Annotated in this window: 24 protein-coding genes; 12 read left to right on the forward strand and 12 right to left on the reverse strand. The window is 74.0% G+C overall.

The window, feature by feature from the left end; translation table 11 throughout:
* Positions 1–115 precede the first annotated feature (115 nt).
* Positions 116–1,354: a hypothetical protein gene (locus QWY28_RS14245; protein WP_300953221.1), complete on the reverse strand. Its 1,239-nt coding sequence runs from the start codon at positions 1,352–1,354 to the stop codon at positions 116–118.
* On the reverse strand, positions 1,351–1,872 hold the full coding sequence (locus tag QWY28_RS14250; protein WP_300953222.1) for a SigE family RNA polymerase sigma factor: 522 nt from the start codon (positions 1,870–1,872) through the stop codon (positions 1,351–1,353). The genes QWY28_RS14245 and QWY28_RS14250 overlap by 4 nt, the downstream gene beginning before the upstream one ends.
* Positions 1,873–2,004: 132 nt before the next feature.
* Between QWY28_RS14250 and QWY28_RS14255 the strand changes: the two genes are divergently transcribed.
* The 4 genes from QWY28_RS14255 to QWY28_RS14270 all read left to right on the forward strand — a co-directional run bounded on the left by QWY28_RS14255 (position 2,005) and on the right by QWY28_RS14270 (position 7,373).
* A complete protein-coding gene (locus QWY28_RS14255) occupies positions 2,005–3,369 on the forward strand; it encodes a GntP family permease (RefSeq protein WP_300953223.1) in 1,365 nt (454 codons plus the stop codon).
* 19 nt (positions 3,370–3,388) lie between these two features.
* The gene (locus tag QWY28_RS14260; RefSeq protein ID WP_300953224.1) at positions 3,389–3,823 is read left to right on the forward strand and encodes a VOC family protein; all 435 of its coding nucleotides are present in this window, start codon (positions 3,389–3,391) and stop codon (positions 3,821–3,823) included.
* A 291-nt stretch (positions 3,824–4,114) separates the two neighbouring features.
* Positions 4,115–5,440, forward strand: coding sequence for an HNH endonuclease (locus tag QWY28_RS14265; protein WP_300953225.1), 1,326 nt, complete (start codon positions 4,115–4,117; stop codon positions 5,438–5,440).
* A 73-nt stretch (positions 5,441–5,513) separates the two neighbouring features.
* The gene (locus tag QWY28_RS14270; RefSeq protein WP_300953226.1) at positions 5,514–7,373 is read left to right on the forward strand and encodes a carboxypeptidase-like regulatory domain-containing protein; all 1,860 of its coding nucleotides are present in this window, start codon (positions 5,514–5,516) and stop codon (positions 7,371–7,373) included.
* Here the strand turns inward: QWY28_RS14270 and QWY28_RS14275 are convergent.
* From QWY28_RS14275 to QWY28_RS14290, 4 genes are read right to left on the reverse strand one after another with little or no spacing between them, the layout of a single operon-like run.
* Positions 7,360–8,172, reverse strand: coding sequence for an ABC transporter ATP-binding protein (locus QWY28_RS14275; protein WP_300953227.1), 813 nt, complete (start codon positions 8,170–8,172; stop codon positions 7,360–7,362). The genes QWY28_RS14270 and QWY28_RS14275 overlap by 14 nt on opposite strands.
* A complete protein-coding gene (locus QWY28_RS14280; RefSeq protein WP_300953228.1) occupies positions 8,169–9,227 on the reverse strand; it encodes a FecCD family ABC transporter permease in 1,059 nt (352 codons plus the stop codon). The genes QWY28_RS14275 and QWY28_RS14280 overlap by 4 nt, the downstream gene beginning before the upstream one ends.
* Entirely contained in the window at positions 9,224–10,267 is a 1,044-nt protein-coding gene (locus QWY28_RS14285) for a FecCD family ABC transporter permease (protein ID WP_300953229.1), read from the reverse strand. Before QWY28_RS14285 ends, QWY28_RS14280 begins: the two co-directional genes overlap by 4 nt.
* A gap of 13 nt (positions 10,268–10,280) precedes the next feature.
* Positions 10,281–11,180 carry an iron-siderophore ABC transporter substrate-binding protein gene (locus QWY28_RS14290; RefSeq protein WP_336622418.1) on the reverse strand — a complete coding sequence of 300 codons (900 nt, stop codon included), beginning with the start codon at positions 11,178–11,180 and terminating at the stop codon, positions 10,281–10,283.
* 101 nt (positions 11,181–11,281) lie between these two features.
* Between QWY28_RS14290 and QWY28_RS14295 the strand changes: the two genes are divergently transcribed.
* On the forward strand, positions 11,282–12,073 hold the full coding sequence (locus QWY28_RS14295; RefSeq protein WP_300953230.1) for a siderophore-interacting protein: 792 nt from the start codon (positions 11,282–11,284) through the stop codon (positions 12,071–12,073).
* Positions 12,074–12,092: 19 nt separating this feature from the next.
* Here QWY28_RS14295 and QWY28_RS14300 read toward each other — a convergent pair whose 3' ends face one another.
* The 6 genes from QWY28_RS14300 to QWY28_RS14325 form a co-directional block, all read right to left on the reverse strand.
* A complete protein-coding gene (locus QWY28_RS14300) occupies positions 12,093–12,440 on the reverse strand; it encodes a hypothetical protein (protein WP_300953231.1) in 348 nt (115 codons plus the stop codon).
* Position 12,441: 1 nt separating this feature from the next.
* Positions 12,442–13,602: a glycosyltransferase family 2 protein gene (locus QWY28_RS14305; protein ID WP_300953232.1), complete on the reverse strand. Its 1,161-nt coding sequence runs from the start codon at positions 13,600–13,602 to the stop codon at positions 12,442–12,444.
* Between the two features lie 128 nt (positions 13,603–13,730).
* A complete protein-coding gene (locus QWY28_RS14310) occupies positions 13,731–14,459 on the reverse strand; it encodes a VC0807 family protein (RefSeq protein ID WP_300953233.1) in 729 nt (242 codons plus the stop codon).
* Positions 14,460–14,574: 115 nt separating this feature from the next.
* Positions 14,575–16,065, reverse strand: coding sequence for a sensor histidine kinase (locus tag QWY28_RS14315; RefSeq protein ID WP_300953234.1), 1,491 nt, complete (start codon positions 16,063–16,065; stop codon positions 14,575–14,577).
* An 81-nt stretch (positions 16,066–16,146) separates the two neighbouring features.
* The gene (locus QWY28_RS14320) at positions 16,147–16,836 is read right to left on the reverse strand and encodes a response regulator (RefSeq protein ID WP_300953235.1); all 690 of its coding nucleotides are present in this window, start codon (positions 16,834–16,836) and stop codon (positions 16,147–16,149) included.
* Positions 16,829–18,493: a sensor histidine kinase gene (locus QWY28_RS14325; protein ID WP_300953236.1), complete on the reverse strand. Its 1,665-nt coding sequence runs from the start codon at positions 18,491–18,493 to the stop codon at positions 16,829–16,831. Before QWY28_RS14325 ends, QWY28_RS14320 begins: the two co-directional genes overlap by 8 nt.
* 114 nt (positions 18,494–18,607) lie before the next feature.
* On the opposite strand from QWY28_RS14325, the gene QWY28_RS14330 reads away from it, so the two are divergent.
* From QWY28_RS14330 to QWY28_RS14360, 7 genes are all read left to right on the forward strand, one after another.
* Positions 18,608–19,594: a Bug family tripartite tricarboxylate transporter substrate binding protein gene (locus QWY28_RS14330; protein ID WP_300953237.1), complete on the forward strand. Its 987-nt coding sequence runs from the start codon at positions 18,608–18,610 to the stop codon at positions 19,592–19,594.
* On the forward strand, positions 19,591–20,124 hold the full coding sequence (locus QWY28_RS14335; RefSeq protein WP_300953238.1) for a tripartite tricarboxylate transporter TctB family protein: 534 nt from the start codon (positions 19,591–19,593) through the stop codon (positions 20,122–20,124). Before QWY28_RS14330 ends, QWY28_RS14335 begins: the two co-directional genes overlap by 4 nt.
* Positions 20,124–21,659: a tripartite tricarboxylate transporter permease gene (locus tag QWY28_RS14340; protein WP_300953239.1), complete on the forward strand. Its 1,536-nt coding sequence runs from the start codon at positions 20,124–20,126 to the stop codon at positions 21,657–21,659. The genes QWY28_RS14335 and QWY28_RS14340 overlap by 1 nt, the downstream gene beginning before the upstream one ends.
* Positions 21,656–22,057, forward strand: a complete 402-nt coding sequence (locus QWY28_RS14345) for a universal stress protein (protein ID WP_300953240.1) — start codon at positions 21,656–21,658, stop codon at positions 22,055–22,057. The genes QWY28_RS14340 and QWY28_RS14345 overlap by 4 nt, the downstream gene beginning before the upstream one ends.
* Positions 22,058–22,121: 64 nt before the next feature.
* Positions 22,122–23,615 carry a 30S ribosomal protein S12 methylthiotransferase RimO gene (gene rimO, locus QWY28_RS14350; RefSeq protein ID WP_300953241.1) on the forward strand — a complete coding sequence of 498 codons (1,494 nt, stop codon included), beginning with the start codon at positions 22,122–22,124 and terminating at the stop codon, positions 23,613–23,615.
* Entirely contained in the window at positions 23,612–24,241 is a 630-nt protein-coding gene (gene pgsA, locus QWY28_RS14355; RefSeq protein ID WP_300953242.1) for a CDP-diacylglycerol--glycerol-3-phosphate 3-phosphatidyltransferase, read from the forward strand. The genes rimO and pgsA overlap by 4 nt, the downstream gene beginning before the upstream one ends.
* 226 nt (positions 24,242–24,467) lie before the next feature.
* The gene (locus QWY28_RS14360) at positions 24,468–26,687 is read left to right on the forward strand and encodes a bifunctional metallophosphatase/5'-nucleotidase (RefSeq protein WP_300953243.1); all 2,220 of its coding nucleotides are present in this window, start codon (positions 24,468–24,470) and stop codon (positions 26,685–26,687) included.
* The last annotated feature ends 72 nt before the right edge of the window (positions 26,688–26,759 follow it).

The following is a 26,759-nucleotide window of genomic DNA, read 5'->3' on the forward strand; positions in this document are numbered from 1 at the left end:
CAGTGGGTCCGTGTGCCCCACGACGCGCCCGTGCGCGTCGTGGGGCACACGACTTTCCCGGGGACCTGGCGCCGCCCGCGGCGGAGGCCGCCGCCACCGCCCCGGCCGCGCATCCCTAGGGCGCGGACCCCGCTGTGACGGTGATCGTCGTGCATGCCTGGTCTGCGGCGTTGGCGGTGCACAGCCGGTAGTCGCCCGGCGCCGTGACGTCCGGGACCACCACCCGGTCCGGCCCCGGGCCGCCCACGCCGAGGTCCGGGACCAACCCCGCACCCCATGTCGGTGTGCCGCCCGAGCCCGCGTCGGAGGTGAGCGAGAAGTCCGGCCCCGACGACGCCGGCCGGCCGGCCGAGGTCAGCGAGAACCCGACGCCGCGGAGCTGCTCGGAGGGGAAGTACAGGTCGACCGAGCCGCCGGGCGTGGTCGACGCCGGGACGGCCACCATCGGTTCCGGGCCGGCGAGCGCCAGCGACACCGTGGAGCCGGCAGCGACGACCGACCCCGCGTCGGGGTGGCTGCCGAGCACGGGCGTCCGGCCGGAGCCGAAGGTCCCCTCGCCCTCCCGGGCCACCTCGAGGCCGGCGCCGAGGAGCCGGTTCCCGACGCTGCCGCTCGGCTCCATCCAGGCGATCGGTGGCACGGTGGTCCAGCCGTCGGGCAGGAGCCGGGCGGACCCGAGGACCGCGTCCGCCACCTCGCCGGCGCGCGGATCAGCCGTCCGCAGCCGGAGGAAGACGTCCTCCTCCGGCACGACGAGGGTCGTCGTGCACCCGGTGACGCGTTCGCCAACCCCTCCCGCCGCACCGTCGTCGGTGCAGCCGGACCGGGACCGGTAGCCGACGACGCCCTCGCCGAGGTCGACGCGCTCGCCGTCGTCGACCAGCTCGGCCAGCTCGGCCAGCTCGGCCACGGACCCCTCGGGCTCGCCGAGCCTGCCGATGCGCAGGGAGTCGTAGCGGTCGTCCGGCGCGTCGCAGGTCGGCTCGGGGACCGACGGGCGGAAGTACACGGTGTCCGCGGCGGGCGAGCCGCACGCGAAACGGTTCGTGTCCCACACGGCCGGCACCGCCACGACGACGCGGCCGAGGCCGACGTACCGCGTGCCGGGCGGGGGGACGGGGCCGTCGACCGGCGCCGGCCGGGGGGTGGTGGGGCTGTCGGTCGCCACCTGCACGACGCCGACCGTGCCGAGCGTCGTCAGGGCCGTGGCGGCGACGGCGCCGACCACGACACGACGAGTACGTCGCCGACGGGCCCGCCGGGCCGCGGCGAGGACCCGACCGACGGGCGCGTCACCGGGGTCGGCGGACTCGGCGAGCCGGGTGACCTGCTCGACGGCCTCGGTCTCGTTCATCGGGCACCGTCTCCTTCGGACGCGGGGCCGAGCGGGGTGAGGTGGGCGTTGGTCGAGAGCCGCCGCAGCGCCCGGGAGAGCCGACTCTTCACGGTCCCCGGCCGCACCCCCAGGACCTCGGCGATCTGGGTCTCGCCCAGCTGCAGGTAGAAGCGCAGGAGCACCACCTCGCGGTGGTCGGCGCTGAGGTCGGCCAGCGCGCGGGCGACCGCGTCGGCCTCGCCGGCCGCCGTGCCGTGGTCGGCGACCGGGACGTCGGGCAGGACCTCGGTCGGCCGCTCCCCGTGCCAGCGCCGCCGGCGCCGCTGACGGTGGGCGTTGACGAGCACGCGGTAGACGTAGGCGTCGCGGTCGTCGGCCGCCGCCACCCGGGGCCAGGCGAGGTAGCACTTCACCAACGTCGTCTGCGCCAGGTCCTCGGCCTCCGCCAGGTCGCAGCCGAGCAGCAGGCCGGCCCGGACCAGCGTCCGCCAGCGCGCGGCCACGAAGGCCGTGAAGTCGTCGTCGTCGTCGGTCACCCTCGCCCGTCCTGTCTCGCCGTCATGGGACCAGATGACCGAGCGCGAGGGATCGGTTCCCTCCCGCGGGGTGCCGTGTCCTCGAGCCGGGTATCGGTGACGCGACCGTGCCCCCACCCGACGGGAGTCTCTGTGGAGATCCTGCACTCCGCCGTCGCGATCCTTGCCGCGATCGTGCTGATCATCCGGTTCAAGATCGACCCGGTGATCTCGCTGCTCGTCGCGTGCGTCTACCTCGGCCTGGCCACCGAACAGGGCGCGGACGGCACGGTCGGTGCGATCACGGGCGGGTTCGGCGAGATCATGGCCGAGGTCGGTCTGCTGATCGGCTTCGGCGTGCTCATCGGCGCGCTGCTCCACTCGATGGGGACGTTCCGCGACCTGGTCGACCTGCTGGCCCGGCGGGTGGGGCGCAAGCTGCCGTACGCGATGACCGCCGCGCTCTCCACGATCTTCCCCTCCATCTACGTCGACGTGCAGGTCGTGCTCGCAGCGCCGATGGCCAAGGAGTCCGCGGCCGCCGTCGACCGGCGGCACGGGCTGCCGTGGCTCGCGGGCGCGATGGGGATCGGCATCTTCTCCGGCTACGTGTTCGTCGTCCCCGGGCTCGCGGCGGTCTCCGTCGCGGGGCTGATGGACGTGCCGCTCGGCACCTACCTGCTCTACGGCCTGCCGATCGGCCTGCTCACCGCTCTGCTCACGACGTTCCTCTTCCGCCTGCTGCTCGGTCGTGGGCTGTGGTCGGAGGACTCCGACCTCGACGCGGACGCGGCCGCCCGTCGCGAGGACACCGCCGAGGCCGACGACGTGCCGTACGCCGACCGCGCCGCGCGCCTGCCGCTCGGTGTGCGGCTGCTGCCGATCCTGGTGCCGCTCGTCCTGATCGCGGCCGCTGCGATCGTCGACGTGGCCGGCGACCTGCCCGCGGTCCTCGCCTTCCTCGGCGACGCCAACATCGCGCTCTTCCTCGGGCTCCTCATCGCGGTCGCGATGGTGCGCCCGGGGCTGGGCGCCGACGGGACCGGACAGGTGCTGACCGCCGGGTTCCGCACGACCGGCGAGATCCTGCTCGTCACCGGCGTCGGCGGCTCGCTCGGCGCCGTCATCGGGGGCAGCGGCCTGGAGGACACGCTCGCGGACCTGTTCTCCGCGGACGAGGGCGCGCCGGTGGTGCTGAGCGTGCTGCTCGCCTGGTGCATCGCCGCGGTGCTGCACTTCGCGATCGGGTCGGTCTCCGTCGCCGCGATCACCGCGGCCGGCATCATCGCCCCGGTCGTCGGGTCGCTCGGCGTGGACCCCGTGGTGATCGCCCTCGCGATCGCCTCCGGCGCGATGTTCGCCCTGCACGTGAACAGCAACTTCTTCTGGATGTTCACCACGCTGCTCGACCTCTCCACCAAGGGCAGCCTGAAGACCCTGACGCTCGCCACGTCGTTGGGCGCGGTCGTCTCGCTGCCGCTCGTCCTGCTCGCCGGCCTGGTCGCGGCGGCGACGTAGACGGCGCTACGGTCGCGACGTGGCGGCTGTGCGCGAGGTCCAGGTGACGTTCGACTGCGCGGAACCCGAGCGGGTCGCGCGCTTCTGGTGCGCGGTGCTGGGGTACGTCGTGCCCCCGCCGCCCCCGGCGTTCGACTCCTGGGCGGCGTTCAACGCCGCCCTGCCGCCCGAGCGCCAGGACTCGGCCTTCGCCTGCGTCGACCCGACCGGTGCCGGACCGCGGCTGTTCTTCCAGCGGGTCCCGGAGGGCAAGGCCGCCAAGAACCGCGTCCACCTCGACGTGCGGGCCGGCACCGGCCTCGTCGGCGACGAGCGGCTGGCCACCCTCGAGGCCGAGCGGGACCGGCTGGTCGCGCTCGGCGCGACCCATGTGACGACGCTGCACGCCGACGGCGTGCACGAGTCCTGCATCGTCATGCAGGACGTCGAGGGCAACGAGTTCTGCTTGGACTGACCGCTGGTCGAGGGTGCTGCACGACCGGTGGCACGACCGGGTCGCTCCATGGTGACGGCGGCCGGTGGTGACGCCGAGCTGCTCCGTCGACACACCGCGCTCGCGCGCCTCCGGGGCAGCGGCCAGACACCGTCGTGCCCGCGGCCGAGGACGGAGCCGTTGACGAGGCGTACGGGGCGCTCGTCTCCTCGCTCCCGCCGCCGGCCGGTCGAGGGCCCGCAGTCGGCGTCGTCCACCAAGCCTGTGGACAGCCGTTCGCCGCTGTCCCCGGCAGCGCCTAGCGTCACCGCCGTGGTCGAGCCGACGCCTCCCAGAGCCGGGATCCTGCGCGCCTCGACGATCGACGACCTCCGGGCCGCGCTGACCGCCGCGCTCGACGTGCCCTCCGGGCTGGACGACGCCGCACGGGTGGAGTCGATCACCGCGCTCGAGGACCTCGTCCGGGTCGCAACCGCCGCCCAGGCCGCACTGGCACGTGAGCTGGACGCCTCCCAGCGGGCGGTGCAGGCAGGAGGAGGATCGGCCGCCGCCCGCCGGGGCCGGGGGGTCGCGGCGCAGGTGGGGTTGGCGCGCAAGGAGTCCCCTCACCGCGGCCAGCGGCACCTCGGCCTGGCCAAGGTGGTGACGGCTGAGATGCCCTCGCTGTGGGCGGCGTGGCGCAGCGGGAAGGTGACGGAGTACGCCGTGACCCTCGCGGTCCGCGAGACCGCCTGCCTGGAGGTCGACGACCGCCGGGAGATCGATCGCCTCCTGGCGGCCGACAGCGAGGCGCTGGACCGGATGAGCGACCGCGACGTCGCCTCGTTCTGCCGCCGTCACGCGGCGCGCCTGGACGCGGCCTCGGTGGTGCGCCGCCAGCGGCAGGCACGGTCGGACCGCCGGGTCACGATCCGGCCGGCTCCGGACGCCATGGTCTACCTCACCGCCCTGCTCCCGGTGGAGGAGGGCGTGGCGGCGTACGCCGCGCTCGTCAAGGCGGCGGATGGTGCCCGGGCCGACGGCGCGGACGCCCGGGGCAAGGGCCAGGTCATGGCCGACACCCTGGTCAGCAACGTCCTGGGCGGCCACGAGGCCACCAGCGGTCCCCGCATCGAGCTGGGCCTCGTGATGTCGGACCAGGTGGTCTTCGGCGAGTCCGACGAGCCGGCCCACGTGGACGGCTTCGGGTGGGTCCCGGCCGAGCTGGGCCGCGAGGTCCTGGCCGGTGCGCTGGACGCCGGTGACGAGGTGTGGCTCCGCCGGCTCTACGCCAGCCCCGTCACCGGCGAGCTGGTCGCGATGGACTCCCGGGCACGCACCTGTCCGCGCGGGCTCGCCCGCTTGATCCGGCTGCGCGACCAGGTCTGTCGAACGCCCTGGTGCGGCGCCCCGATCCGTCACGACGACCACGCCACACCCGTCGCGGAGGGCGGAGAGACGACCGGCCGGAACGGGCAGGGCCTGTGCGAGTCGTGCAACCACGCCAAGCAGGCACCCGGCTGGGACGCCGGGCCCGCAGCCGACGGCGCGGTGGAGACCACCACGCCCACCGGTCACCGACATCGCAGCCGCCCACCGACCCTGGTGATGATCCATCGGGGACCACCCATCCGCCTCGACTACGTCCTGGCCACCTGACTCGGCGACCCGACGCCGGCGCGGTCCCGGAAGTCGCGCGAACCGGACCGGGCGGCGGTGCGTCGTACCGCGCGTGAAGAGACACCCCGCCTCCGCCTCCGCCGCGGCCGCCGCCCTGCTGTGCCTGCTCACCCTGCTCGTCGTGCTCGTCCCCGGACCGGCGCCGGCGGCCGAGGGCGACAGCCCGGAGATCCGTGGGAGGGCCGTCGATGCCCAGGGTGCTCCCGTGCCAGGCGCGACCGTGGCGCTGGTCGACGTGTCGGCCTCGGACCCCCTGTCCGACCCCGAACCCGGTCAGGCGTCCCACGGCGCGACCGCCGGTGAGGACGGCACCTTCGTGCTGCCCGCAGCGTCGGTCAGGAGCGACCGCTACGTCCTCGCGGTCTGTCTGAGCGGCGCCACGCAGTGGGACAGGTGCTCGAGGGACGACGGCGATCTCGAGCTCCTGCCGACGTACGTCGGGACCGACGGACCCCACTCGAACCTGCTCGCCGTGGGCGGCTACTTCGGTGGCGCCGAGTCGACGGCGCCGATTGACCTCGGCGACGTCCGCTTGGAGGAGCCGTCCGTCCTCCGCGTGGTGATGGGCTCGACAGCAGCCGAGGCCGTCTACATCACCGCACTCGGGTCGCCGAGCGGGTTCGGGCTCAGCGAGCCGGTGGTCGACGGGGTCGCCACGTTCGCATCGATCCGCCCCGGCGGCTACCAGCTCCAGGCCATCTGGCCGTTCGGCTACAGCCTCTCCGGGCACCCCACCGTCCGTGTCGGTCCGGGCGTGACCACCGTCGACCTGTCCGGCGCAGACCCCACGGTGAGCGGGACCGTCCGCGTCGACGGCGAGGCGGTGGCGGACGTTCCCGTCACGCTCGTCTACCAGAACCCGGCCCGGCCGCATGACATCTGGGCCCAGTCGCGGTACAGCATGCGCACCGACGCGGCCGGGCGCTACGCCTTCGTCGGCGTCGCACCGTCGTCGAGCCCCTACCTCGTCCGGTTCGGTCGGCAGAGCGGCCGACTGGACGACGACGGCCCCGTGCCGTACGCGCGGCAGGTGCTGGTCGAGGACCGGGACGCCGACGAGCGGTTCGACCTCGACGTACGCAGCAGCCGGCTGGGCGCCGTCACCGGCAGCGTCCCGTTCCGTGCCCCGCGGGTGCGCCTGCACGACGCGAGCGGCGCGCTGATCGGTCTCCGCGGGACGAGCGCCCCGCGCCGTCGGTTCGCCGTGCCTCGCCTGCTGCCGGGCACCTACCTGCTCGAGGCTCAGGGGGAGCCCACCGAGAGCGGCGTGACCCGCTTCGCGCACCGCAGGTTCGAGGTCCGACCGGGACGGACCACCCGCCTCGGCGTGCTGAAGGCCGCGCCGAGGACCGGGAGCGTGACGGTCCGAGCGCCTCGCGGCACGACCGTGCAGATCGAGGGCGGTGCCCCGCCCTGGGCCGAGCAGCCCCGCACCCAGCACCGCCGGGTGTCGGGCCGGCCGGTGACCTTCCGGCACCTGATCCCCGGCACCTACCGGGTGGCACTGACCTCCGACCTCTCCTCCCGCCTGCTTCCCCCGGCCCGCGAGGTCCGGGTCGGGCGGGGCGAGACGCGTGTGCGACTGCGGAGCGGGCAGCCTGCGGGGTCGCTGCGCGGCCTGCTGGTGGACGCCCGCACCGACCTGCCCTGGCCCTGGCAGGACGGGTTCGCCCACATCGTGTGCGCGGCCGCCACCGACGGCCGCGAGTACCGCGCACCGGTGGTCCGCAGCCCGGACGGGCCCCGCTTCAAGCTCGCCACGATGCGTCCGGGCCGCTACACGTGCCGGGTCGACATCTCGGCGCTGCCGTGGCACACCCTTCCGTACCACCTCACGATCGCCGAGCAGTACGACGTGCGGGGGGACGCCATCACCGAGGTGCGCATGCCCGTGGGGCTCACGAGCGGGTGACCGCCATGTGGTGCCGGCCGATCGGCAGCATGAGCGGGCGGCCCGAGACCGGGTCGGTGATGACCGAGCAGTCCAGTCCGAAGACGGCGCGGACGGTCTCCTCGGTGAGCACCTGGTGCGGGTCGCCGGCGGCGTGCAGCCGGCCGCCGGTGAGGGCGACCAGGTGGTCGGCGTACCGCGCGGCGAGGTTGAGGTCGTGCAGCACCATGACGATCGTCGTACCGCGGTTGCGGTTGAGGTCGGTGAGCAGGTCGAGCACCTCGACCTGGTGGCTGACGTCGAGGTACGTCGTCGGCTCGTCGAGCAGCAGCACGTCGGTCTGCTGGGCCAGGGCCATGGCGATCCAGACCCGCTGGCGCTGACCGCCGGACAGCTCGTCGACGGGCCGGTCGGCGAGCTCGACGGTGTCGGTCGCCTCGAGCGCGGCGGCGACGGCGGCGTCGTCCTCGGTGCTCCAGCGCGACAGCAGCCCCTGGTGCGGGTTGCGGCCCCGGCCGACGAGGTCGCTGACGGTGATCCCCTCCGGCGCGGTGGGCGCCTGGGGGAGCAGGCCGAGCGTGCGGGCGAGCTCCTTGGCCGGCAGCCTGTGCACCTGCTTGCCGTCCAGCAGCACCTGTCCGGTGCGCGGGCGCAGCAGGCGCGACATCGAGCGCAGCAGCGTCGACTTGCCGCAGGCGTTGGCGCCGACGATCGCGGTCACCCGGCCCGGCGGCAGCACCAGGTCGAGGGAGTCGATGACGGTGCGCTCGCCGTACCCCAGCTCGAGGTCGTGGACAGTGAGGGTGTGGTCGGCGGTCACAGCGAGCCTCCGGCGCGGTTGGTGCGGACGATGAGGTAGACGAGGTACGGCGCGCCGAGCACGCCCGTGACGACCCCGACGGGGTAGCGGTGGTCGAACGCCAGCTGGCCGGCGAGGTCCGCGACCAGCACGAGCAGCGCCCCTACCAACGCCGACGGGACGAGCAGCGAGGCACCGGGCCCGACGATGCGCGCCGCGATCGGTCCGGCGAGGAACGCGACGAAGGCGATCGGGCCGGTCGCGGCGGTCGCGAAGGCGACGAGCCCGACGGCCGCGACGATCACGAGCACGCGGGTCTGCTCCACGCGAACGCCGAGCGCCGAGGCGGCGTCGTCGCCGAGCTGGAGCATGTCGAGGTCGCCGGCGCGCGTGAGCAGCAGCCGCCCGAGGACCACGAGGGCGAGGAGCGTCGGCAGCACGTCGTCCCAGCTCGCGCTGTTGAGGCTGCCGGTCAGCCAGCGGGTGGCCTCCTGGAGGTCCCAGGCGGCGGCCGTGCTGAGCACGTAGGCGATGACGCTCTCGAGCATCGCGGCGATGCCGATGCCGATGAGGATCAGCCGGGTGCCGGCCACGCCGTCGCGGAAGGACAGCACGTAGATCAGCAGCGCGACGCCGAGCCCGACCACGATGGCGAGGAAGGACACCGCGGTGCCGGAGAGCCCGAAGGTGACGATGGCGACCGCGGCCGCGGCGCTCGAGCCGGCGCTGATGCCGATGATGTCGGGGCTCGCGAGCGGGTTGCGCAGCATGGTCTGGAATGTGACGCCGGCCAGGCCGAAGCAGAGCCCCGCCAGCAGGGCGAGCACGGCGCGGGGCAGGCGCAGCCGCCCGACGGTGAACGAGGCGCCCGGCACGTCCTGCCCGCCGATGACGCGGAGCACGTCGCCCGGCGGGTAGAACGTGCGACCCACCATGAGGCTGAGGGCGAGGACGCCGACGACGAGCAGCACCAGCACGACGACGACGCCACGACGCCGGGCCGCGCGGCGGCTCCGCCCGCGCGCGACCCGCTCGAGCGTGGAGGACGCGGGACTGCTGGTGAGCGAGGCGGTCACAGGGCGCGCACCTTCTGCCGGCGGACGACGTGGATGAAGAACGGTGCGCCGACGAGCGCGGTGATGATGCCGACGTCGATCTCGCTCGGCCGGGCCACGACGCGCCCGAGGACGTCGGCGGCGGTCAGGAGCGCGGCGCCCGTGACGGCGGAGAACGGCAGCAGCCAGCGGTGGTCGACGCCGACCAGGAGCCGGCACAGGTGCGGCACGACGAGACCGACGAACCCGATGGGGCCGGCGACGGCGGTCGCGGCGCCGCACAGCAGCACCGCGCCGACGGCGGCGGCGCCGCGCGTGAGCGCGACCCGCTCGCCGAGGCCCGCCGCCACGTCGTCGCCGAGAGCCAGCGAGTTGAGCCCGCGCGCGGAGGCGAGGCACACGAGCAGCCCGACGGCGAGGAAGGGCAGCACGAGGGTGATGGTGTCCATGGACGCCCCGCCGACGCCGCCGATCTGCCAGGACCGCACGCCGCCGGCGATGTCGTTGCGGGGCAGGACCACCGCGGTGATGAACGAGGCGAACGCCGCGGAGGTCGCCGTGCCCGCGAGCGCGAGCTTCAACGGCGTCGCCCCGCCGCGCCCGAGCGACCCCACGGCGTACACGAAGACGGCGGAGAGCGCCGCCCCGGCGATGGCGGCCCACACGAAGCTCGCGGGGGCGGTCAGCCCGAACCAGGCGATGCCGGTGATGACGGCCAGCGAGGCGCCCATGTTCACGCCGAGGATGCCGGGGTCGGCCAGCGGGTTGCGGGTCACGCCCTGCATCACCGCGCCGGCCAGCCCGAGCGCGGCGCCGACGAGCACGGCGAGGAAGGTGCGGGGGATCCGCTTCGTGACCGCCGCCCGGTCGAGCGTGTCGCTGGAGCCGCCGAGCGCCGCGAGGATGTCGTCGAGGCCGACGTCGCGCGAGCCGACGGCGACCGAGAGCGCCATCAGCCCGACCAGCACGAGCAGGCCGCCCAGCAGCCAGACGGCGCGCAGCCGCCTCGGGCGCCGCACGGCGGCGGCACCCGAGGCGGGCAGCGGGGGAGCGAGGGTCATGCGGGGGTGCGGGTCACTCGACGCCGGCGGCCTTCGCGAGCATGCCGACGTAGTCCTCGAGGACGTAGGAGATCGACAGCGGCGTCGGGTTCGCGGCGGTGCCCAGCGGGGTGTTCGGCAGCAGCACGATCGCGTCGTTCTCCACCGCCGGCATCTTCGAGAGCAGCGGGTCGGCCTTCAGCGCCTCGACCAGCTCCTCGTCGCCGTAGGTCACGATGACCTCGACGTCGTCGAGCTTGTCGACCTGCTCGGCGCTGAGGGTGCCGGAGAACTGGTCGGACTCCTGCGAGGCCTCCTCGATGCTCGCCGGGGTGGCCAGGCCGAGGTCGGTGAAGAACTTCGCCCGGGTGTCCTGGGTCGTGTAGTAGCTGACCTCGCTGAGGTCGCTGGTGTCGACGTGGGTGAGGAACATCGTCTTCTTGCCCTCGAGCCCGGGGTGGGCGGCGACGGCCTCGGAGATCTCGGCCTCGAGGTCGGCCACCATCTGCTCGCCCTCGTCGGCCATGCCCATGGCCTCGCTGCTCTGCAGGATCATGTCGCGCCACTCCGTCGACCACGGGGCCTCGGGGTAGGCGACGACCGGCGCGATCTCGCTGAGGGTGTCGTAGTCCTCCTGGGTGAGGCCGGAGTACGACGCCAGGATCAGGTCCGGCTCGGTGTCGGCGACCGCCTCGAAGTCGATGCCGTCGGTCTCGTCGAAGAGGACCGGCGTGTCGGCGCCGAGCTCCTCGAGCTCGTCGGCGACCCAGGGGAGCAGCCCGTCGCCGTCGTCGTCGCCGAAGTTGGCGGCGGCCATGCCCACCGGCACGACGCCGAGGGCCAGGGGCACCTCGTGGTTGGCCCAGTTGACCGCGGCGACGCGCTCGGGCGCGTCCTCGATCGTCGTGGTGCCGAGCGCGTGCTCGATGGTGATCGGGAACTCCGCCGACGACGAGCCGCTCGAGGACTCGGAGGCGGAGGGGGGACGAGAGGTGAGGCTAACCTAAGTCCTCCGTTCGATGTCGAGGAGGGTTCGTGCACGGACAGGTGGAGTCGACGACGTGGGTCACTCCCGCGATGGTGCGGGTGGTCCTCGGCGGTGAGGGGCTGGCGGGGTTCGCCATGCCCGACAGCACCGACGCCTACGTCAACCTCGCGATCGCACCCGAGGGCGCGCCGTACGGCCCGGTCTTCGAGCCGGCCGAGGTCAAGGCGGCGTACGACGCGCAGTGGTGGCCGGCGCGCCGGCGCTACACGGTGCGTGCCTGGGACGGTGAGCGGCTGACCATCGACTTCGTCGTCCACGGGGACACCGGGGCCGCGGGCCGGTGGGCGTCGAGCGCCGCCGCCGGCGACGTGCTGGTGCTCGAGGGGCCGGGGGCCGGCTACCGCCCCGACCCGGAGGCCGACTGGCACCTGTTGGTCGGCGACGAGTCGGCCCTGCCGGCGATCGCCGCCTCGCTCGAGGCCGTGCCCTGCGGCCGGCCGGTCGTGGTCCGGCTCGTCTGCGACGACGCCGCCCACGAGGTCCCGCTCACGACGCCGGGCGACCTCGACCTGCGCTGGCTGCACCGCGCCGGCGACGACGACCCCGCGACGCTGCTGCTGCGGTCGCTCGAGGAGCTCGCGGCGCCGGCCGGGCGCGTGCACGCGTTCGTCCACGGCGAGGCCGAGGAGGTCCGCGGCATCCGCCGCCACCTGCTCGCCGACCGCGGCCTGACGCGGGCCGACATGTCGTGCTCGCCCTACTGGCGCCGGACGATGACCGACGAGGCGTGGCGGCGCGTCAAGGCCGACTTCGTCGCCGCCATGGAGGCCGACGTCTGAGCCCGCTCCGGGTGGACGACTAGGCCGCCGCGGTGCCGGCGCGGCGCCGGTCGAGCAGCGCCCACAGGCGCAGGAGCACGCTCAGCACGGCCAGCACCGACACGCCGATCGCCGCCGAGGCGACCAGCGGCGCCGCCCGGTCCGCGGCGTACCCGCCCGCGTCGAGCAGGCGCGCCACCACGACCGCGGTGCCCGCGAGCGCGGCGATGATCGCCAGCGCCATGAGCGCCTGCTGGCCGACGACGGCCCAGCGCTCGCGGCTGCTGCGGCCACGGGCGGTGAGGTAGAGCTCGCGCACCGGCATGAGGAGCGCGAGCAGCACGTAGAGCAGTCCGCCGAGGCCGGTGCCCGGGAGTCCTGCGGTCATCTCAGTGGCCCTTCTCGTAGACGAGCAGCGGACGGCGCAGCACGACCTCGCTCCACAGCGCGCGGAGCATGAAGACGCCGTTGACGGTGCGCAGCACCAGGAAGGCGGGGATCGACGCGAGCGCCTTGCCCACCTCGCCGCGCCGCCGCGCGGCCAGCAGGACCGGCACGAGGATGGCTGGGACGTCGACGACGTACGCCGCCAGCACCCACGGGCTCACCACGACCGCCAGCACCGGCAGCACGAACAGGTAGACCAGCGAGGCGACGAGGGCATCGATCATCGCGACGCCGACGACGGTGCTGAGGAACGGCAGGGGGAGGATGCCGCGCCAGTGCAGCCGCACGTTCTGCACGAACCCGTGCGACCAGCGCTTGAGCTGCTTGCCCATGAAGTCCAGGTCGTGCGGCTCGATCGGGTAGCAGACGGCCTCCGGCACGAAGCGCACCCGGTGCCCGCGCTGGTAGAAGGTCCAGGTCAGGTCCATGTCCTCGGCGCGCGTGCGCTCGGACCAGCCGCCCGCCTCGCGCAGGACCTCGGTGCGGTACGCCGAGAAGCAGCCGGACGCGATGAGCGGCTTGCCGTAGTAGTCCTGCGTGGGCTTGTAGAAGGTGAACGACAGCAGGTACTCGACGTACCGCCCGCGCTCCCAGACGCTGCTCACGTGCCGCGGGACGACGAAGCCGCAGGCGGCGGCGACCGACTCGTCCTCGGCCAGCGGCGCGAGCAGGAGCTCGATCGCGTCGGGCGCGAGCGTGGTGTCGGCGTCGATCGCCATCGTGTACGCCGTGGTGACCTGCGCGAGGGCGAGGTTCTGCGCGCCAGCCTTGGAACCGGTGTTCTGCTCCGGGCGGATCACCTCGGCCCCGGCCGCCCGGGCGAGCTCGCCGGTGCCGTCGGTGGAGCAGTCGTCGATGACGATCACCCGCGCCGGCGGCGTGGTCTGGCCGAGCACGCTGCGCACGGTGTCGGCCACGGAGGCCGCCTCGTCGTAGGCGGGGATGACGACGGTGAGGTCGTCGGCGGGGACCCGGTCCCGGCGGTGCCGGCCCGGCCGCTGCGCGGGCCGGTCCCGTCGGTCGCGGGTCAGGTCGTGGGTCAGGCCACGGGTCGGGTCGTCGGCGCGGTCGCGCTCCACGTGGGGGTGGACCGAGGTCGTCACGGCGGCTCCTGTTCTGTCGTCGTGCCGCACCGCTGGTGCGGCGCCGGGACGGCGCGGGTGCGTGCCGTCCCGACCACGACCTGTCGCCAGGAGGGTCCGGTGTTACATCCGGGACCGGACCGGGGGTCCTAGGCGCCTGAGGGCACCGGCTGGACGACGCGCTCGAGGAGGCCCTCGCGACGCGCCACCACCACGACCGCGGCGATGGTGGCGGCGACCGTCAGCCCGTTGAGGGTCGGCGCCGTGACCGTCTTGACCAGCACGAACGTGTCGAGCGGCTGGGACTCCAGCAGCCACAGCGTCCCGGCCGCCTTGGCTGCGCCGATCGCGCCCCAGAGCAGGGTCAGCCGTCGGAAGAGCCTGCGGACGCCGGGGCGCAGCGCGAGCTCGTCGTCGAGGGGGTAGAAGTCGCCGGCGAGCCGTGCGACGACCGGTCGGGCCGTCGCGAGCGAGGCCAGGAACAGCGTGGCGATCGCCGCGTCGGTGACGATCGGCTGCAGGAAGTAGAGGTAGGTGCTGTCGAGCGCGACGGAGACCAGCGTGCGCACGGTCATCACGGCGGCGGTGAGGTACAGCAGGCCGGAGGGCCGCCGGCGGGTGACCACGCGCCACGCGATCGCGCCGTAGGACCAGCCCAGGGCGGCGGCCATCGCCACCCACACGTCGGTGAGGCGGAAGCAGGTGTAGAACAGCGCGGCCGGGACCACGCAGGCGACCAGCAGGCTCACCGAGACCCGGCGCAGCACCGCGCCGAGGCGCGGCCGGACGACCGGCGGTACGCCGTCGGCGCAGTCGTCGGCCCGGTCGTCCAGCGGGGCGAGGAGCGCTTCGTCGACCGGGGCAGGGAGCTGCGGCATGGCGGGCCCTCCCGGGCCGGCGGCCCGTGGGTTCGTCACCGCGGCGGACGACGTCGTGCCGTCGTCGCGAGTCTCCCCGGCGTCCTCCAGCGTAGGTGGCGGGTGGGCGTGGGGCTCAGCAGGGCAGCGTGACGGTGAAGGTGCTCCCGCGACCGGGCTCGCTCTCGACGGTGATCGACCCGCCGTGCGCGGTGACGATCGAGCTGGTGATCTCCAGGCCGAGGCCCGTCCCGGGGATGTGCCGGGCCAGGGCGGCGTCGCCGCGGAAGAACCGGTTGAACACCTCGCCGAGCTCCTCGGCCGCGATGCCGATCCCCGTGTCGGAGACACGCAGCTCGACCGCACCGGCGGTCAGCTGCAGCGTGACCGTGACCGAGCCGCCCGGCTCGGTGTACTTGATGCTGTTGGAGACGAGGTTGTCCACGACCTGCCGCACCCGCTGCTCGTCCACGCGGACGACGAGCCGGTCGGGGGTGCGGACGTCGAGGTCGAGGCCGGCTCGTTCGGCGCTCGCCCGGGCGGCCTCGACGGCATCGCGGACCACCCGGACGAGGTCGGTGTCGGTGCGCCGCATCTCCAGGCCGACCTCGCCGGCCCGCGCCACCAGCAGGACGTCGGAGACGAGCGAGCGGAGACGGTCGGCGTTGCGACGTACGACCTGCAGGCGCTGGACGACGTCGTCGGGGAGCGTCTCGTCCTCGCAGAGCATCTCCAGGTGCCCGAGGACGGCGGTCAGCGGCGTGCGCAGCTCGTGGGAGACCGAGGAGACGAACTGGTCCTTGACCCGCAGCGCGCGCAGCAGGTCGGTGATCTCCTGGTAGGCGAGGGCCGCGCCGAGCCGCTCGCCCGAGGGTCCCCGGACCTGGCGGGCGGAGGTGGTGAAGGCGGCCCGGGTCAGCGGGTCGTCACCGACCCAGTAGCGGTAGTCGGTGAACTCCTCGCCCTGGGTCGCACGGTACGACGGCATCTCCTCGCGGGTCAGCGGCGTGCGGCCGTCGAGGCGGTAGACGTGCCCGAGCTGGCCGGCCGCGCCGGCGTGCCCGTCGGGGAACGGGAGGTTCATGGTCTCGCGGTGCCGCCGGTTCATCCGCTGGTAGCGGCCCTCGGCGTCGATGAGCAGCAGCCCGACGCCGACGGTCTCGAAGACCGCCTCGAGGGTCTGCCGCTCGCGCTCGATCTCGGCGACGGCGACCGCGAGCCGCTGCTCGGTCTCGTGCTGGTCGGTGATGTCGAGGACCTGGGCGATCACCTGCTGGGCGGCCCCGGCGTCGTCGCGGACGACGCCGACGGCGAGGTCTGCCCACACGATCGACCCGTCGGTGTGCAGGTAGCGCTTGCGCATCCGGTAGGAGTCGGTCTCGCCGCCGACGGCCCGGCCGAAGCGGGCGACGTCCTCGGCGATGTCGTCGGGATGGGTGATCTCGGAGAAGTGCATCCCGCGCACGTCCGCGGCGTCGCGGCCGATCATCTCCGCGAACGCGCGGTTGGCGAGCAGCACCCGACCGGTCAGGTCGACCAGGGCCATGCCGACGGGGGAGTGCTCCAGGGTGATGTTCCAGAGCGCGGCGGCGTCGGCCGTCGCCCCGTCCCCGGTGCCGGCTCCCATCGGCTCCTCCTCGCCGTCCCTCCTGCGGTGCGTGCTCACCGTAGGCGAACCGGGGCCCGGCCGTCCCGGTCCGGCGCAGACCTACGTCGCCCGGTACCGCCGCTCGGGGCGCCCGGTCCCGCCGTACCGCAGCCGGACCGTGGCGTTGCCCTGGTCGACGAAGTGCTCCAGGTAGCGCCGACAGCTCACCCGCGAGATGCCGACAGCCTCGGCGGCCTCGGTCGCGGAGAGCTCGCCCGCCGCGCCGAGCGCGGCCAGCACGGCGTCGGCGGTCTCGGGGCTCAGCCCCTTCGGCAGCACGGTGCGGGCCCGGCCGATCGGTGCGAAGACCGCGTCGATGTGCTCCTGGTCGGGGGCGACGACGCCCTGCAGCGCGGCCTGCGCGGCGCGGAACGCCTCGAGCCGGGCCAGCAGGTCCTCGTGCTCGAACGGCTTGACGAGGTAGTGCGCGGCGCCGGCCGCCGCCGCGGCGCGGACCGTGTCGACCTCGCGCGCCGCCGTCACGACGATGACGCCGACGTCGTCCCCGCGGCCGCGCAGCCGGCGCAGCACCTCGATCCCGCTCAGGTCGGGGAGGTGGACGTCGAGGAGCACCAGGTCGGGCCGCAGCCGCTCGACCGCCTCCAGCGCCTCGGCACCGGTGGCGGCGCGGCCGGCCACGACGAACCCGGGCGCGCGCTCGACGAAGCGCGCGTGGATGGAGGCGACCATGAAGTCGTCGTCGACGACGAGCACCCGCAGGTCCTCCGGACCGCCGTCCCGCTCAGGCATGCTCGCTCCCTCCTGCCGGCAGCCGGGCGGTGAACACCGCGCCGGGCCCGTCCTCCCGGTCGCGCACGGACACCGAGCCGCCGCGGCGCTCGCAGACGACCTGGACCAGGGCCAGGCCGATCCCGCGCCCGCTGGCGTCGCTCGGCTTGGTGGTGAAGCCGCGCCGGAAGACCGCGTCGACCTGCTCGGACGGTACCCCCGGCCCGGTGTCGGCGACCTGCACCACGGCGGTGCCGTCGCCCTCCACCACGAGCCGTACGTCGACGCGTGCCCGTCGTCCGGCGCGACCCGTGGCCGCGACCGCCTCGACCGCGTTGTCGACGAGGTTGCCGAGGACCGTGCCGAGGTCGGCCGACAGCTCGTGGTCCAGCCGGGGGAGGCGGGTGTCGTCGGTCAGGCCGAGCCAGGTCTGCCGCTCGGCCGCCGAGCTGGTCTTGGCGATGAGCAGGGCAGCGACCGCGGGGTCCGCGACGCGGGAGGCGACCGCGTCGCTGATGGCCGCCCGCCGGCGGGTGAGCGTGCTGATCACCCGGCCAGCCTCCTCGTGCTCGCCGAGCTGCAGCAGGCCGGAGATCGTGTGCAGCTGGTTGCTGAACTCGTGGGTCTGCGCGCGCAGCGTCTCGGTGACGCTCTGCCGGGCGCTGAGCTCGCTCTGCAGGGCGAGCAGCTCGGTCCGGTCGCGGACGGTGGTGACCGTGCCGGTGGCGCGGCCGTCGTGCCGGACCCGGTTGCGGTTCGTCACCAGGACGCGGCCGGCGACGACCAGCACCTGGTCGCGGACCTCCGCTGCCCCGCTCAGGAGGTCCCGCACGGCGGGCTCCAGGTCGAGGTCGGCGACCCGCCGGCCCGAGGGGTCGGCCGGGAGCGCCAGCAGCTCGCGCGCGCTGTCGCTGACGACCGTCAGCACGCCGGACTCACTGACCGCGACGACGCCCTCGCGCAGCGAGGTCAGCAGCGCCTCGCGCTGGTCGGCCAGCGCGGCGATCTCGCTCGGCTCCAGGCCGCGGGTGCGGCGCTTGATGAGCCGGGAGAGCAGGAAGGACCCGGCCACGCCCAGGGCCAGGCCGAGGGCGAGGAAGGTGACGAGGTCGTCGAGGGTCCCGCGCAGGCGCTCGGGCCAGGGTGGGTAGCGCTCCACCACCGCCACGACGCCGACCAGCTCACCGGCCGGCGGGGCGTCCTCGCCGCCGGCGCTGAGCACCGGCACCTGCGCGGCGATCGCCGGTCGACCGGCGTCGTCGACGTCACCGGTCCACGACCGCCCCGCCAGCACGTCGCCGGGGCCGAGGTCGATCCGCTCGCCCTCGCGGGTCGGGTCGGTGCTCACCAGGACGCGGCCCTCGGGGTCGCCGAGGTGGACCACCGAGGCGCCGACGTCGCCGGCCCGCTGCTGTGCGTAGAACGCCAGCGCGTCCCGTCCGGTCCCCGTGCCGAGCGCGTCCTGCACCGCGTCGGTGCTCGCCAGGCTCTCCGCGGCCGAGCGCAGCCGCGCCCCGCGGTCGTCGCGAAAGGTGGCCTCGGCCTGCCGCACCGAGACCACCCCGGTCACCAGCACCACGGCCAGCAGCACCAGCAGCTGCAGCGCGAGGAACTGACCGGCGAGGCTCAGGTGCCGCCGCCGGCCGCGCGGACCGCGAGGCCCGGGTGGTGACCACAAGTTCCACAACCTCCGTTGCTTTCCCAAGGGTGACGGCCGCCACAACCGGCGGCGATGCTCGTCCTCGCAGGGCTCTGCTCGTAGAGCCTCGCAGAACCGGACAGGAGCGACATGGTGGGAGCAGCACGGGCGCTCGCGGCGGTGGCCGCCGCGCTGGCCGTCACGGTCTCGGCGACCGGGTGCGGGGTCACCCGCGGCGACGACGACCGGGACCTCGCGATGTGGATCCCGAACAGCCCCGGCGGCGGCTACGACCAGACCGGCCGGGCCGCGGTCGGCGTCCTCGAGGGCGAGGACATCACCGGCGGCTCGTTCGAGGTCACCAACATCCTCGGCGCCGGCGGCTCGGTCGCGCTGACCCGGCTCATGGGGGAGGAGGGCAACGAGCACCTGCTCATGACCGTCGGGCTCGGCGTCGTGGGGTCGGCGTACTCCTTCGGTCTCGAGCACGGTCTGGGCGACGCCACCCCCGTCGCCCAGCTGATCGAGGACTACGAGGGCGTGCTCGTGCCCGCGGACTCGCCGTACGAGACCATCGACGACCTCGTCGACGCCTGGAAGGCCGACCCCGGGTCGGTCGTTGTCGGCGGCGGCTCGAGCCCCGGCGGCCCGGACCACCTCTTCCCCATGCAGCTCGCCGAGACGGTCGGCATCGACCCCCGCGAGGTCACCTACGTGCCCTACGACGGCGGCGGCCCGCTCACCAGCGCGCTCCTCGGCGACAAGATCCAGGTCGGCTTCTCCGGCCTGGGCGAGTTCGAGGGGCAGATCGCCAGCGGCGACCTGCGCGTCCTGGCCGTCTCCGGCGACGAGCGCCTCCGCGGCGAGACCGTCAAGGACGTCCCGACGCTGCAGGAGTCCGGCATCGACCTGGTCTTCACCAACTGGCGCGGCGTCCTCGCCCCGCCCGGCATCTCCGAGGAGCGCCGCGACGAGCTGGTCGCGCTGCTCGAGGAGATGCGCGCGAGCCCGGAGTGGGAGGAGCAGCTGGAGAAGAACGGCTGGATCGACCGCTTCGTCACCGGCGACGACTTCGGTGACTTCATCGACGAGCAGGACGCGCGCGTCGCGTCGACCCTGGAGGAGGTGGGCCTGCTGTGAGCACCCTGGTCCCTGACGCCCACGAGGCCGCCCCGAGCGGTCCTGCGGCGCCCCGCCGCGACCTGGCCCAGCTGGGCCTCGCCGCCGTGCTCGCCGTCGTCGGCGGGCTCACCGTGTACGACGCCACGACGCTCGGCACCGGCTTCGCCGACCCGGTCGGCCCGCGGGTCTTCCCCTACGTCATCGGCACCGGCCTGGTCGTCCTCGCGGTGCTGCTCGCCGTGGCGACGCTGCGCGGTGACGTCCCCGAGGCCGAGGGCGGCGAGGACGTCGACCTCACCAGCCCTGCTGACTGGCTGACCGTCGTCAAGCTCGTCGCGGTCCTGCTGTTCACCATCGCCACCGTCGACCTGCTCGGCTGGGCGATCTCCGGAGCCGTGCTGTTCGCCGGCGCCGCCTGGTCGCTCGGCAGCCGCACGCTGCTGCGCGACGTGCTCGTGGGCGCGGTGCTGGCGGTCGCCAGCTGGTACGCCTTCTACGTCGGCCTCGGGATCCCGCTGGCCCCCGGCATCCTGGACGGCATCCTCTGATGGACTCCTTCGACCTGCTCTGGGGCGGCCTCTCCGCGGCCGTCACCCCCGAGAACCTCATGTACGCCGCGATCGGCGTCCTGCTCGGCACCTTCGTCGGCGTGCTGCCCGGCATCGGCCCGGCCATGGCCGTGGCGCTCCTGCTCCCGGTGACCTACGGCCTGGAGGCGACTTCGTCGTTCATCATGTTCGCCGGCATCTACTACGGCGGCATGTACGGCGGGTCGACCACGTCGATCCTGCTCAACACCCCCGGCGAGTCGGCCTCCGTGATGACCGCGCTCGAGGGCAACCGGATGGCCAAGCGGGGGCGGGCCGCGCAGGCCCTGGCCACCGCCGCCGTCGGGTCCTTCATCGCGGGCACCATCGGCACGCTGCTGGTCGCCTTCTTCGCCCCGGCGCTGGCCTCGGTCGCGGTGGACATCGGCGCCCCGTCGTACTTCGCGATCATGGTGCTGGCGCTCGTCATGACCGCCACGGTCATCGGCGCCTCGGTGGTCCGCGGGCTGGTCGCGCTGTTCGTCGGCCTCACCATCGGGCTGGTCGGCCTGGACCTCAACACCGGCCAGCCGCGGCTCTCCTTCGGCGTGGCGCAGCTCAACGACCGGCTCGACATCGTCGTCGTCGCGGTCGGCATCTTCGCCCTCGGCGAGGCGCTGTGGGTCGCCGCCCACCTGCGCCGCACCCCGCTGCGGGTGATCCCGGTCGGACGTCCGTGGATGGGCCGGCGCGACCTGCGCCGCTCGGTCGGCCCGTGGCTGCGCGGCACGGCGTACGGCTTCCCCTTCGGCGCCATCCCCGCCGGTGGCGCGGAGATCCCGACGTTCTTGTCCTACGTCACCGAGAAGCGGCTGGCCCGCGGCAAGGGCGGCGAGCCGTTCGGCGAGGGCGCCATCGAGGGTGTCGCCGGGCCCGAGGCGGCCAACAACGCCTCGGCGGCCGGCATGTTCGTCCCGATGCTCGCGCTCGGCATCCCGGTCACCGCGACCGCCTCGGTGATGCTCGCGGCGCTGCAGGGCTACGGCATCACGCCCGGCCCGCAGCTGATGACCGAGCAGTCCGACCTGGTCTGGACGCTGCTGGCCAGCCTGCTGATCGGCAACCTGCTGCTGCTGGTGCTCAACCTGCCGCTGGCGCCGATGTGGGCCAAGCTGCTGCGCATCCCGCGGCCACAGCTCTACGCGGGCATCCTGTTCTTCGCCTGCCTCGGCGCGTACGCCACCAACCTCGACCCGTTCGACGTCGGCCTGCTCCTCGCCTTCGGCCTGCTCGGCCTGGCGATGCGCCGCTTCGGGCTGCCGGTGCTGCCGCTGATCCTCGGCGTCATCCTCGGCCCGCTGATGGAGACCAAGCTCCGCGAGGCGCTCACGATCTCCGACGGCGACGCGAGCGCGCTGGTGAGCGAGCCGCTGGCGGTCGTCGTGTACGTCGTCATCGCGCTGGCGCTGCTGGCCCGCCTGCTCCGCCGCCGCCCGGCGGCACCGACCCACCCCGAGGAGACCGACCGCCGTGACGAGGAGCTGGTGAACCGATGAGCGCAGGACGGATCGTGGTCGGGTGGACCCCCGACGAGTTCGGGGCGGTCGCCCTCGTGCACGCCCTCGCCGAGGCGCGGCTGCGCGGGCTCGGCGTCGTCACCGTCAACGTCAGCCGCGGCGACGCGCTGGTCGACGACCACTTCGCCCACCCCGAGGCGCTGGACCGCCTCGAGGCCGAGCTGGCCGCCTCCGGGCTCGAGCACGAGGTGCGCCAAGCGGTGGCTCCCGACGTGGCGGCGGAGATCCTCCGCGTCGCCGAGGAGGTGGGTGCGGCGCTCGTCGTGCTGGGCCTCAAGCGGCGCACGCCGGTGGGCAAGCTGCTCATGGGCAGCGTCGCCCAGCGCGTGATCCTCGACGCACGCTGTCCCGTGCTCGCGGTCAAGCCGGGCGACTGAGCGCGCCCCGGCCGCTCGCGGGTTCGCCGCCGGGGCGGGTCGACGGCCATACTCGGTCCCGACCATGACTGCAGCAGACACCCGCCCCGGACCGACGACCCCGCTCTCGGTGGCGCTGCTGACCCTCGGGTGCGCGCGCAACGAGGTCGACTCCGAGGAGCTGGCCGGCCGGCTCGAGGCCGACGGCTTCCGGCTCGTGGAGGACCCCGCCGACGCCGACACGGTCGTCGTCAACACCTGCGGCTTCGTCGAGAGCGCCAAGAAGGACTCCGTCGACACGCTCCTCGAGGCGGCCGACCTGAAGACCTCGGGCGAGGGCCGGACCCAGGCGGTCGTGGCGGTGGGCTGCATGGCCGAGCGCTACGGCAAGGAGCTCGCCGAGTCGCTGCCCGAGGCCGACGCCGTGCTGGGCTTCGACGACTACCCCGACATCGCCGCGCGGCTGCGCTCGATCGTCGCGGGGGAGACCCACCACCCCCACACGCCGCAGGACCGCCGCCGGCTGCTGCCGATCTCCCCGGCGGAGCGCTCCGCCTCGACCCTCGCCGTCCCGGGGCACGCCTCGGTCGCCGCGACCACCGAGATCGGCCTCGGCGCTCCCGCCACCGGTCCGCGCGCCGTACGTCGCCGGCTCGACGGCGGGCCGACCGCCCCGCTGAAGCTGGCGTCGGGCTGCGACCGGCGCTGCTCGTTCTGCGCGATCCCGGCCTTCCGCGGCTCCTTCGTCAGCCGCCGGCCCAGCGACGTGCTGCAGGAGGCCCAGTGGCTGGCCACCCAGGGCGTGCGCGAGCTGTTCCTCGTCAGCGAGAACTCCACGTCGTACGGCAAGGACCTCGGCGACCTCCGGCTGCTCGAGACAATGCTCCCCGAGCTGGCCGCCATCGACGGCGTCGACCGCGTCCGCGTCTCCTACCTGCAGCCGGCCGAGACCCGGCCCGGGCTGGTCGAGGCGATCGCGACGACGCCCGGCGTCGTGCCGTACTTCGACCTCAGCTTCCAGCACGCCAGCGCCACGGTCCTGCGGCGGATGCGCCGCTTCGGCGACCCGGAGAGCTTCCTCGGGCTGCTCGAGCAGGTGCGCGGCCACGCGCCCGAGGCGGGCGTGCGCTGCAACGTGATCGTCGGCTTCCCCGGTGAGACCGAGGAGGACCTGCAGACGCTGTGCGACTTCCTCGTCGCGGCCCGCCTCGACGTCACCGGCGTCTTCGGCTACTCCGACGAGGACGGCACCGAGGCGGCGACGTACGACGGCAAGCTGGACGAGGACGAGGTCCGCGCCCGCGCCGAGCACGTCACCGCGCTGGTCGAGGAGCTCACCGCCCAGCGGGCGCTCGAGCGGCTCGGCGAGACCGTCGAGGTGCTGGTCGAGTCGGTCACCGACGAGGACGGCGAGCTCTCCGTCGAGGGCCGCGCTGCCCACCAGGGACCCGAGGTCGACGGCTCGACCTTCCTGCTCGGCTGCGAGGCGCGGGTGGGCGAGATCGTGACCGCCACCGTCGTCGACGCCGAGGGCGCCGACCTCTACGCCGAGCCGATCGTGCAGGAGGCGCGCGCATGACCGAGACCCAGCCGCAGGTGTCGAACCTGAACCTCCCCAACGTGCTGACCACGCTGCGGATCGTGATGGTGCCGTTCTTCGGCTGGGCGCTGCTGGTCGAGGGCGGCGACTCCGTCCTGTGGCGCTGCGTGGCCTACGGGCTGTTCGTGGTCGCGATGATCACCGACAAGATCGACGGTGACATCGCCCGCGCCCGCAACCTCGTCACCGACTTCGGCAAGATCGCCGACCCCATCGCCGACAAGGCGATCACCGGCATGGCCTTCATCGGCCTGTCCGTCACCGGCGACGTCTGGTGGGCCTTCACCATCGTCGTGCTCGTCCGCGAGTGGAGCGTGACGTTCCTGCGGCTGTCGGTCGCGAAGCGCGTCGTCATCGCGGCCGCGGACCTCGGCAAGCTCAAGACGACGGTCCAGGCCCTGGCGCTCGGCGGTCTCGTGCTCCCGCTGCGCGACGGCGACCTGCCCGGCGCGCTGCAGACGCCCGGCGAGGTCCTCTGGTGGGTCTTCCAGGCCTGTCTCGTCGTCGCGGTGGCGCTGACGCTGTGGTCGGGCTGGGAGTTCTACCGCGACCTGTGGAAGCAGCGCGACACCCTGCGCGGGCGCTCCGGCGCCGCGTCCCGCTGACGCGCATTCGTCACCAGATCGTCACCTGGCGGCGACGCTCGGGACCGGCCCGGCCGTATTAGGGTGACCGCGGCCTCATCGGCCTCCGCCCCTCGTGCCGGAAGGTATCCGCTTGCTCGCGTTCGTCTCGGGACGCCGTCGTACGACGGCGATGACGCGCGCCGCTGCCCGCATCCGGGGCCGTCATCGGGCCACCGCCCGTCATCCCCACCAGGAGTTCGCCTACATGCCTGCCACCCCCACGCGGTTCGTCGCGCCCCTCGGGCTCGCCGTCGCCGCCACGACGCTGGTCCTCGTCCCGGCGCCCGCACACGCGGCCACGGTCGACATCACGCTGCTGAACATCAACGACTTCCACGGTCGCATCGACGCCAACACCACCAAGTTCGCGACGACCGTCGAGCAGATCCGGGCCGAGGCGGGGGACGAGAACACCCTGCTCCTCTCCGCCGGCGACAACATCGGTGCCTCGCTGTTCGCCTCCTCCAACCAGCAGGACCAGCCGACGCTCGACGTGCTCGACGCGCTCGAGCTCGCCGGCTCCGCGGTGGGCAACCACGAGTTCGACCGCGGGTTCGCCGACCTCGAGGGCCGCGTGCAGGCTGCCGCGGACTTCGACTACCTGGGCGCCAACGTCTACAAGAAGGGCACGACGACGCCCGCCCTCGACGAGTACGCCACCTACGAGGTCGGCGGCGTGACCGTCGGCGTCGTCGGCGTGGTCACCGAGGAGACCCCGTCCCTGGTCAGCCCGGCCGGCATCTCCTCGCTCACCTTCGGCGACCCCGTCGAGGCGGTCAACCGGGTGGCGGCGGAGCTGACCGACGGCGTCGACACCGCCGACAACGGCGAGGCCGACGTGATCGTGGCGGAGTACCACGAGGGCGCCGGTGCCGGCACCCCCGACGGCTCCACCCTCGAGGAGGAGGTCGCCGCCGGCGGCGTCTTCGCCGACATCGTCACCAAGACCTCGCCCGCCGTGGACGTCATCTTCACCGGCCACACCCACAAGCAGTACGCCTGGACCGCCGACGGCCGTCCGGTCGTGCAGACCGGCTCCTACGGCGAGAACGTCGGCCGCGTCGACCTGACCGTCGACGACGCCACCGGCGAGGTCACCGTCGGCGCCATGGAGAACGTCGCCCGCGCGGCCACGGCCGACCTGACGCTGCCCCGCGTGGCCGCCGTCGACGCGATCACCAAGGCCGCGCTCGCCGACGCCGCCGCGGTCGGCAACCGTCCGGTCGCGCAGATCACCGCCGACATCACCACCGCGTACGCCGACGGCAAGCGCGACGACCGCGCGTCGGAGTCCACCCTCGGCGGCCTGGTCGCCAACGCCCTGCGCGACGGCCTGTCCGACATCGGCCAGCCGGACCTCGGTCTCACCAACCCCGGTGGCCTGCGCGCCGAGCTGCTCTTCGCCGGCGCCCCCGCGGACAACCCGGCCAACACCGACGGCGTCGTCACCTTCGCCGAGGCGAACGCGGTGCTGCCGTTCAACAACACCGTCGCCCTGGTCAAGCTCACCGGTGCCTCGCTCAAGAAGGTCCTCGAGCAGCAGTGGCAGACCAACGCCGACGGCACCGTGCCCTCGCGGCCGTACCTCCAGCTCGGCATGTCCGACAACGTCCGGGTGACCGCCGACCCGAGCAAGCCCGCGGGCGAGCGGATCACCTCGGTCCGCATCGACGGCGTGCCGCTCGACCCGGCGAAGACCTACACCGTCTCCACCCTGTCGTTCCTCGCCACCGGCGGTGACAACTTCCGCGCCTTCACCGAGGGCACGTCGACCGACACCGGCCTGCTCGACGCCGAGCTGTGGCGCGACTACCTCGCCGCCAACTCCCCGATCAGCCCCGACTTCGCGCGCCAGCAGGTCGAGGAGTCCGGTCTCCCGACCTCCGTCTCCGCGGGCGACGCGGTCTCGTTCACCCTCGCCGACCTCGACCTGACCTCGCTCGGCAGCCCGGCCAACACCACGGTCGAGGTCTCCCTCGTCCAGGGGCGGCAGACGGTCCCGGTCGGTGACTTCCCCGTCACCGCCGGTGCCGCCGAGGTCTCCTTCACCGTCCCGGCCGGCCTCGACGGCGCCTGGGGCGTCGCGGTCGTCGCCCAGCCGTCCGGCACCGTCGTCGGCGCCGAGCCGGCCCCGGCACGGGTGAAGGCCGAGGTGACGGCCACCGAGAAGGGCAAGGCCACGGTCGGCGAGAAGGTGACGATCAAGGTCGCCGTCGCCGCCGGTGAGGACGCCGCCGCCGGCAAGGTCAAGGTCTTCCGCTTCGGCAAGGCCACCACCGTCAAGCTGAACGCCGACGGCAAGGCCACGGTCAAGCTCGCGGCGTACGGCACGCCGGGCCAGAAGAAGGTCCGCGTGAAGTACCTCGGCAACGACACCACGAAGTCCGACACCCAGATCGTGAAGTTCTGGGTCAGCAAGAAGTGATCCGCCCGCGGGGCCTGCCGATCGGCAGGCCCCGCGGTCTTCCTCCCCGCACCACCCCCACCCCCTTTCTCG

Origin of the sequence: Nocardioides oceani, from assembly GCF_030412965.1 — a bacterium.
GTDB classification, from domain to species: domain Bacteria; phylum Actinomycetota; class Actinomycetes; order Propionibacteriales; family Nocardioidaceae; genus Nocardioides; species Nocardioides oceani.

What these genes read in the sequence shown, in the direction of transcription:
- QWY28_RS14245 (WP_300953221.1), bottom strand. Translation starts at nt 1,354, where the DNA reads ATGAACGAGACCGAGGCCGTCGAGCAGGTCACCCGGCTCGCCGAGTCC.
- QWY28_RS14285 (WP_300953229.1), bottom strand. Translation starts at nt 10,267, where the DNA reads ATGACCCTCGCTCCCCCGCTGCCCGCCTCGGGTGCCGCCGCCGTGCGG.
- QWY28_RS14300 (WP_300953231.1), bottom strand. Translation starts at nt 12,440, where the DNA reads ATGACCGCAGGACTCCCGGGCACCGGCCTCGGCGGACTGCTCTACGTG.
- QWY28_RS14310 (WP_300953233.1), bottom strand. Translation starts at nt 14,459, where the DNA reads ATGCCGCAGCTCCCTGCCCCGGTCGACGAAGCGCTCCTCGCCCCGCTG.
- QWY28_RS14315 (WP_300953234.1), bottom strand. Translation starts at nt 16,065, where the DNA reads ATGGGAGCCGGCACCGGGGACGGGGCGACGGCCGACGCCGCCGCGCTC.
- QWY28_RS14320 (WP_300953235.1), bottom strand. Translation starts at nt 16,836, where the DNA reads ATGCCTGAGCGGGACGGCGGTCCGGAGGACCTGCGGGTGCTCGTCGTC.
- QWY28_RS14340 (WP_300953239.1), top strand. Translation starts at nt 20,124, where the DNA reads ATGGACTCCTTCGACCTGCTCTGGGGCGGCCTCTCCGCGGCCGTCACC.
- QWY28_RS14345 (WP_300953240.1), top strand. Translation starts at nt 21,656, where the DNA reads ATGAGCGCAGGACGGATCGTGGTCGGGTGGACCCCCGACGAGTTCGGG.
- rimO (WP_300953241.1), top strand. Translation starts at nt 22,122, where the DNA reads ATGACTGCAGCAGACACCCGCCCCGGACCGACGACCCCGCTCTCGGTG.
- pgsA (WP_300953242.1), top strand. Translation starts at nt 23,612, where the DNA reads ATGACCGAGACCCAGCCGCAGGTGTCGAACCTGAACCTCCCCAACGTG.
- QWY28_RS14360 (WP_300953243.1), top strand. Translation starts at nt 24,468, where the DNA reads ATGCCTGCCACCCCCACGCGGTTCGTCGCGCCCCTCGGGCTCGCCGTC.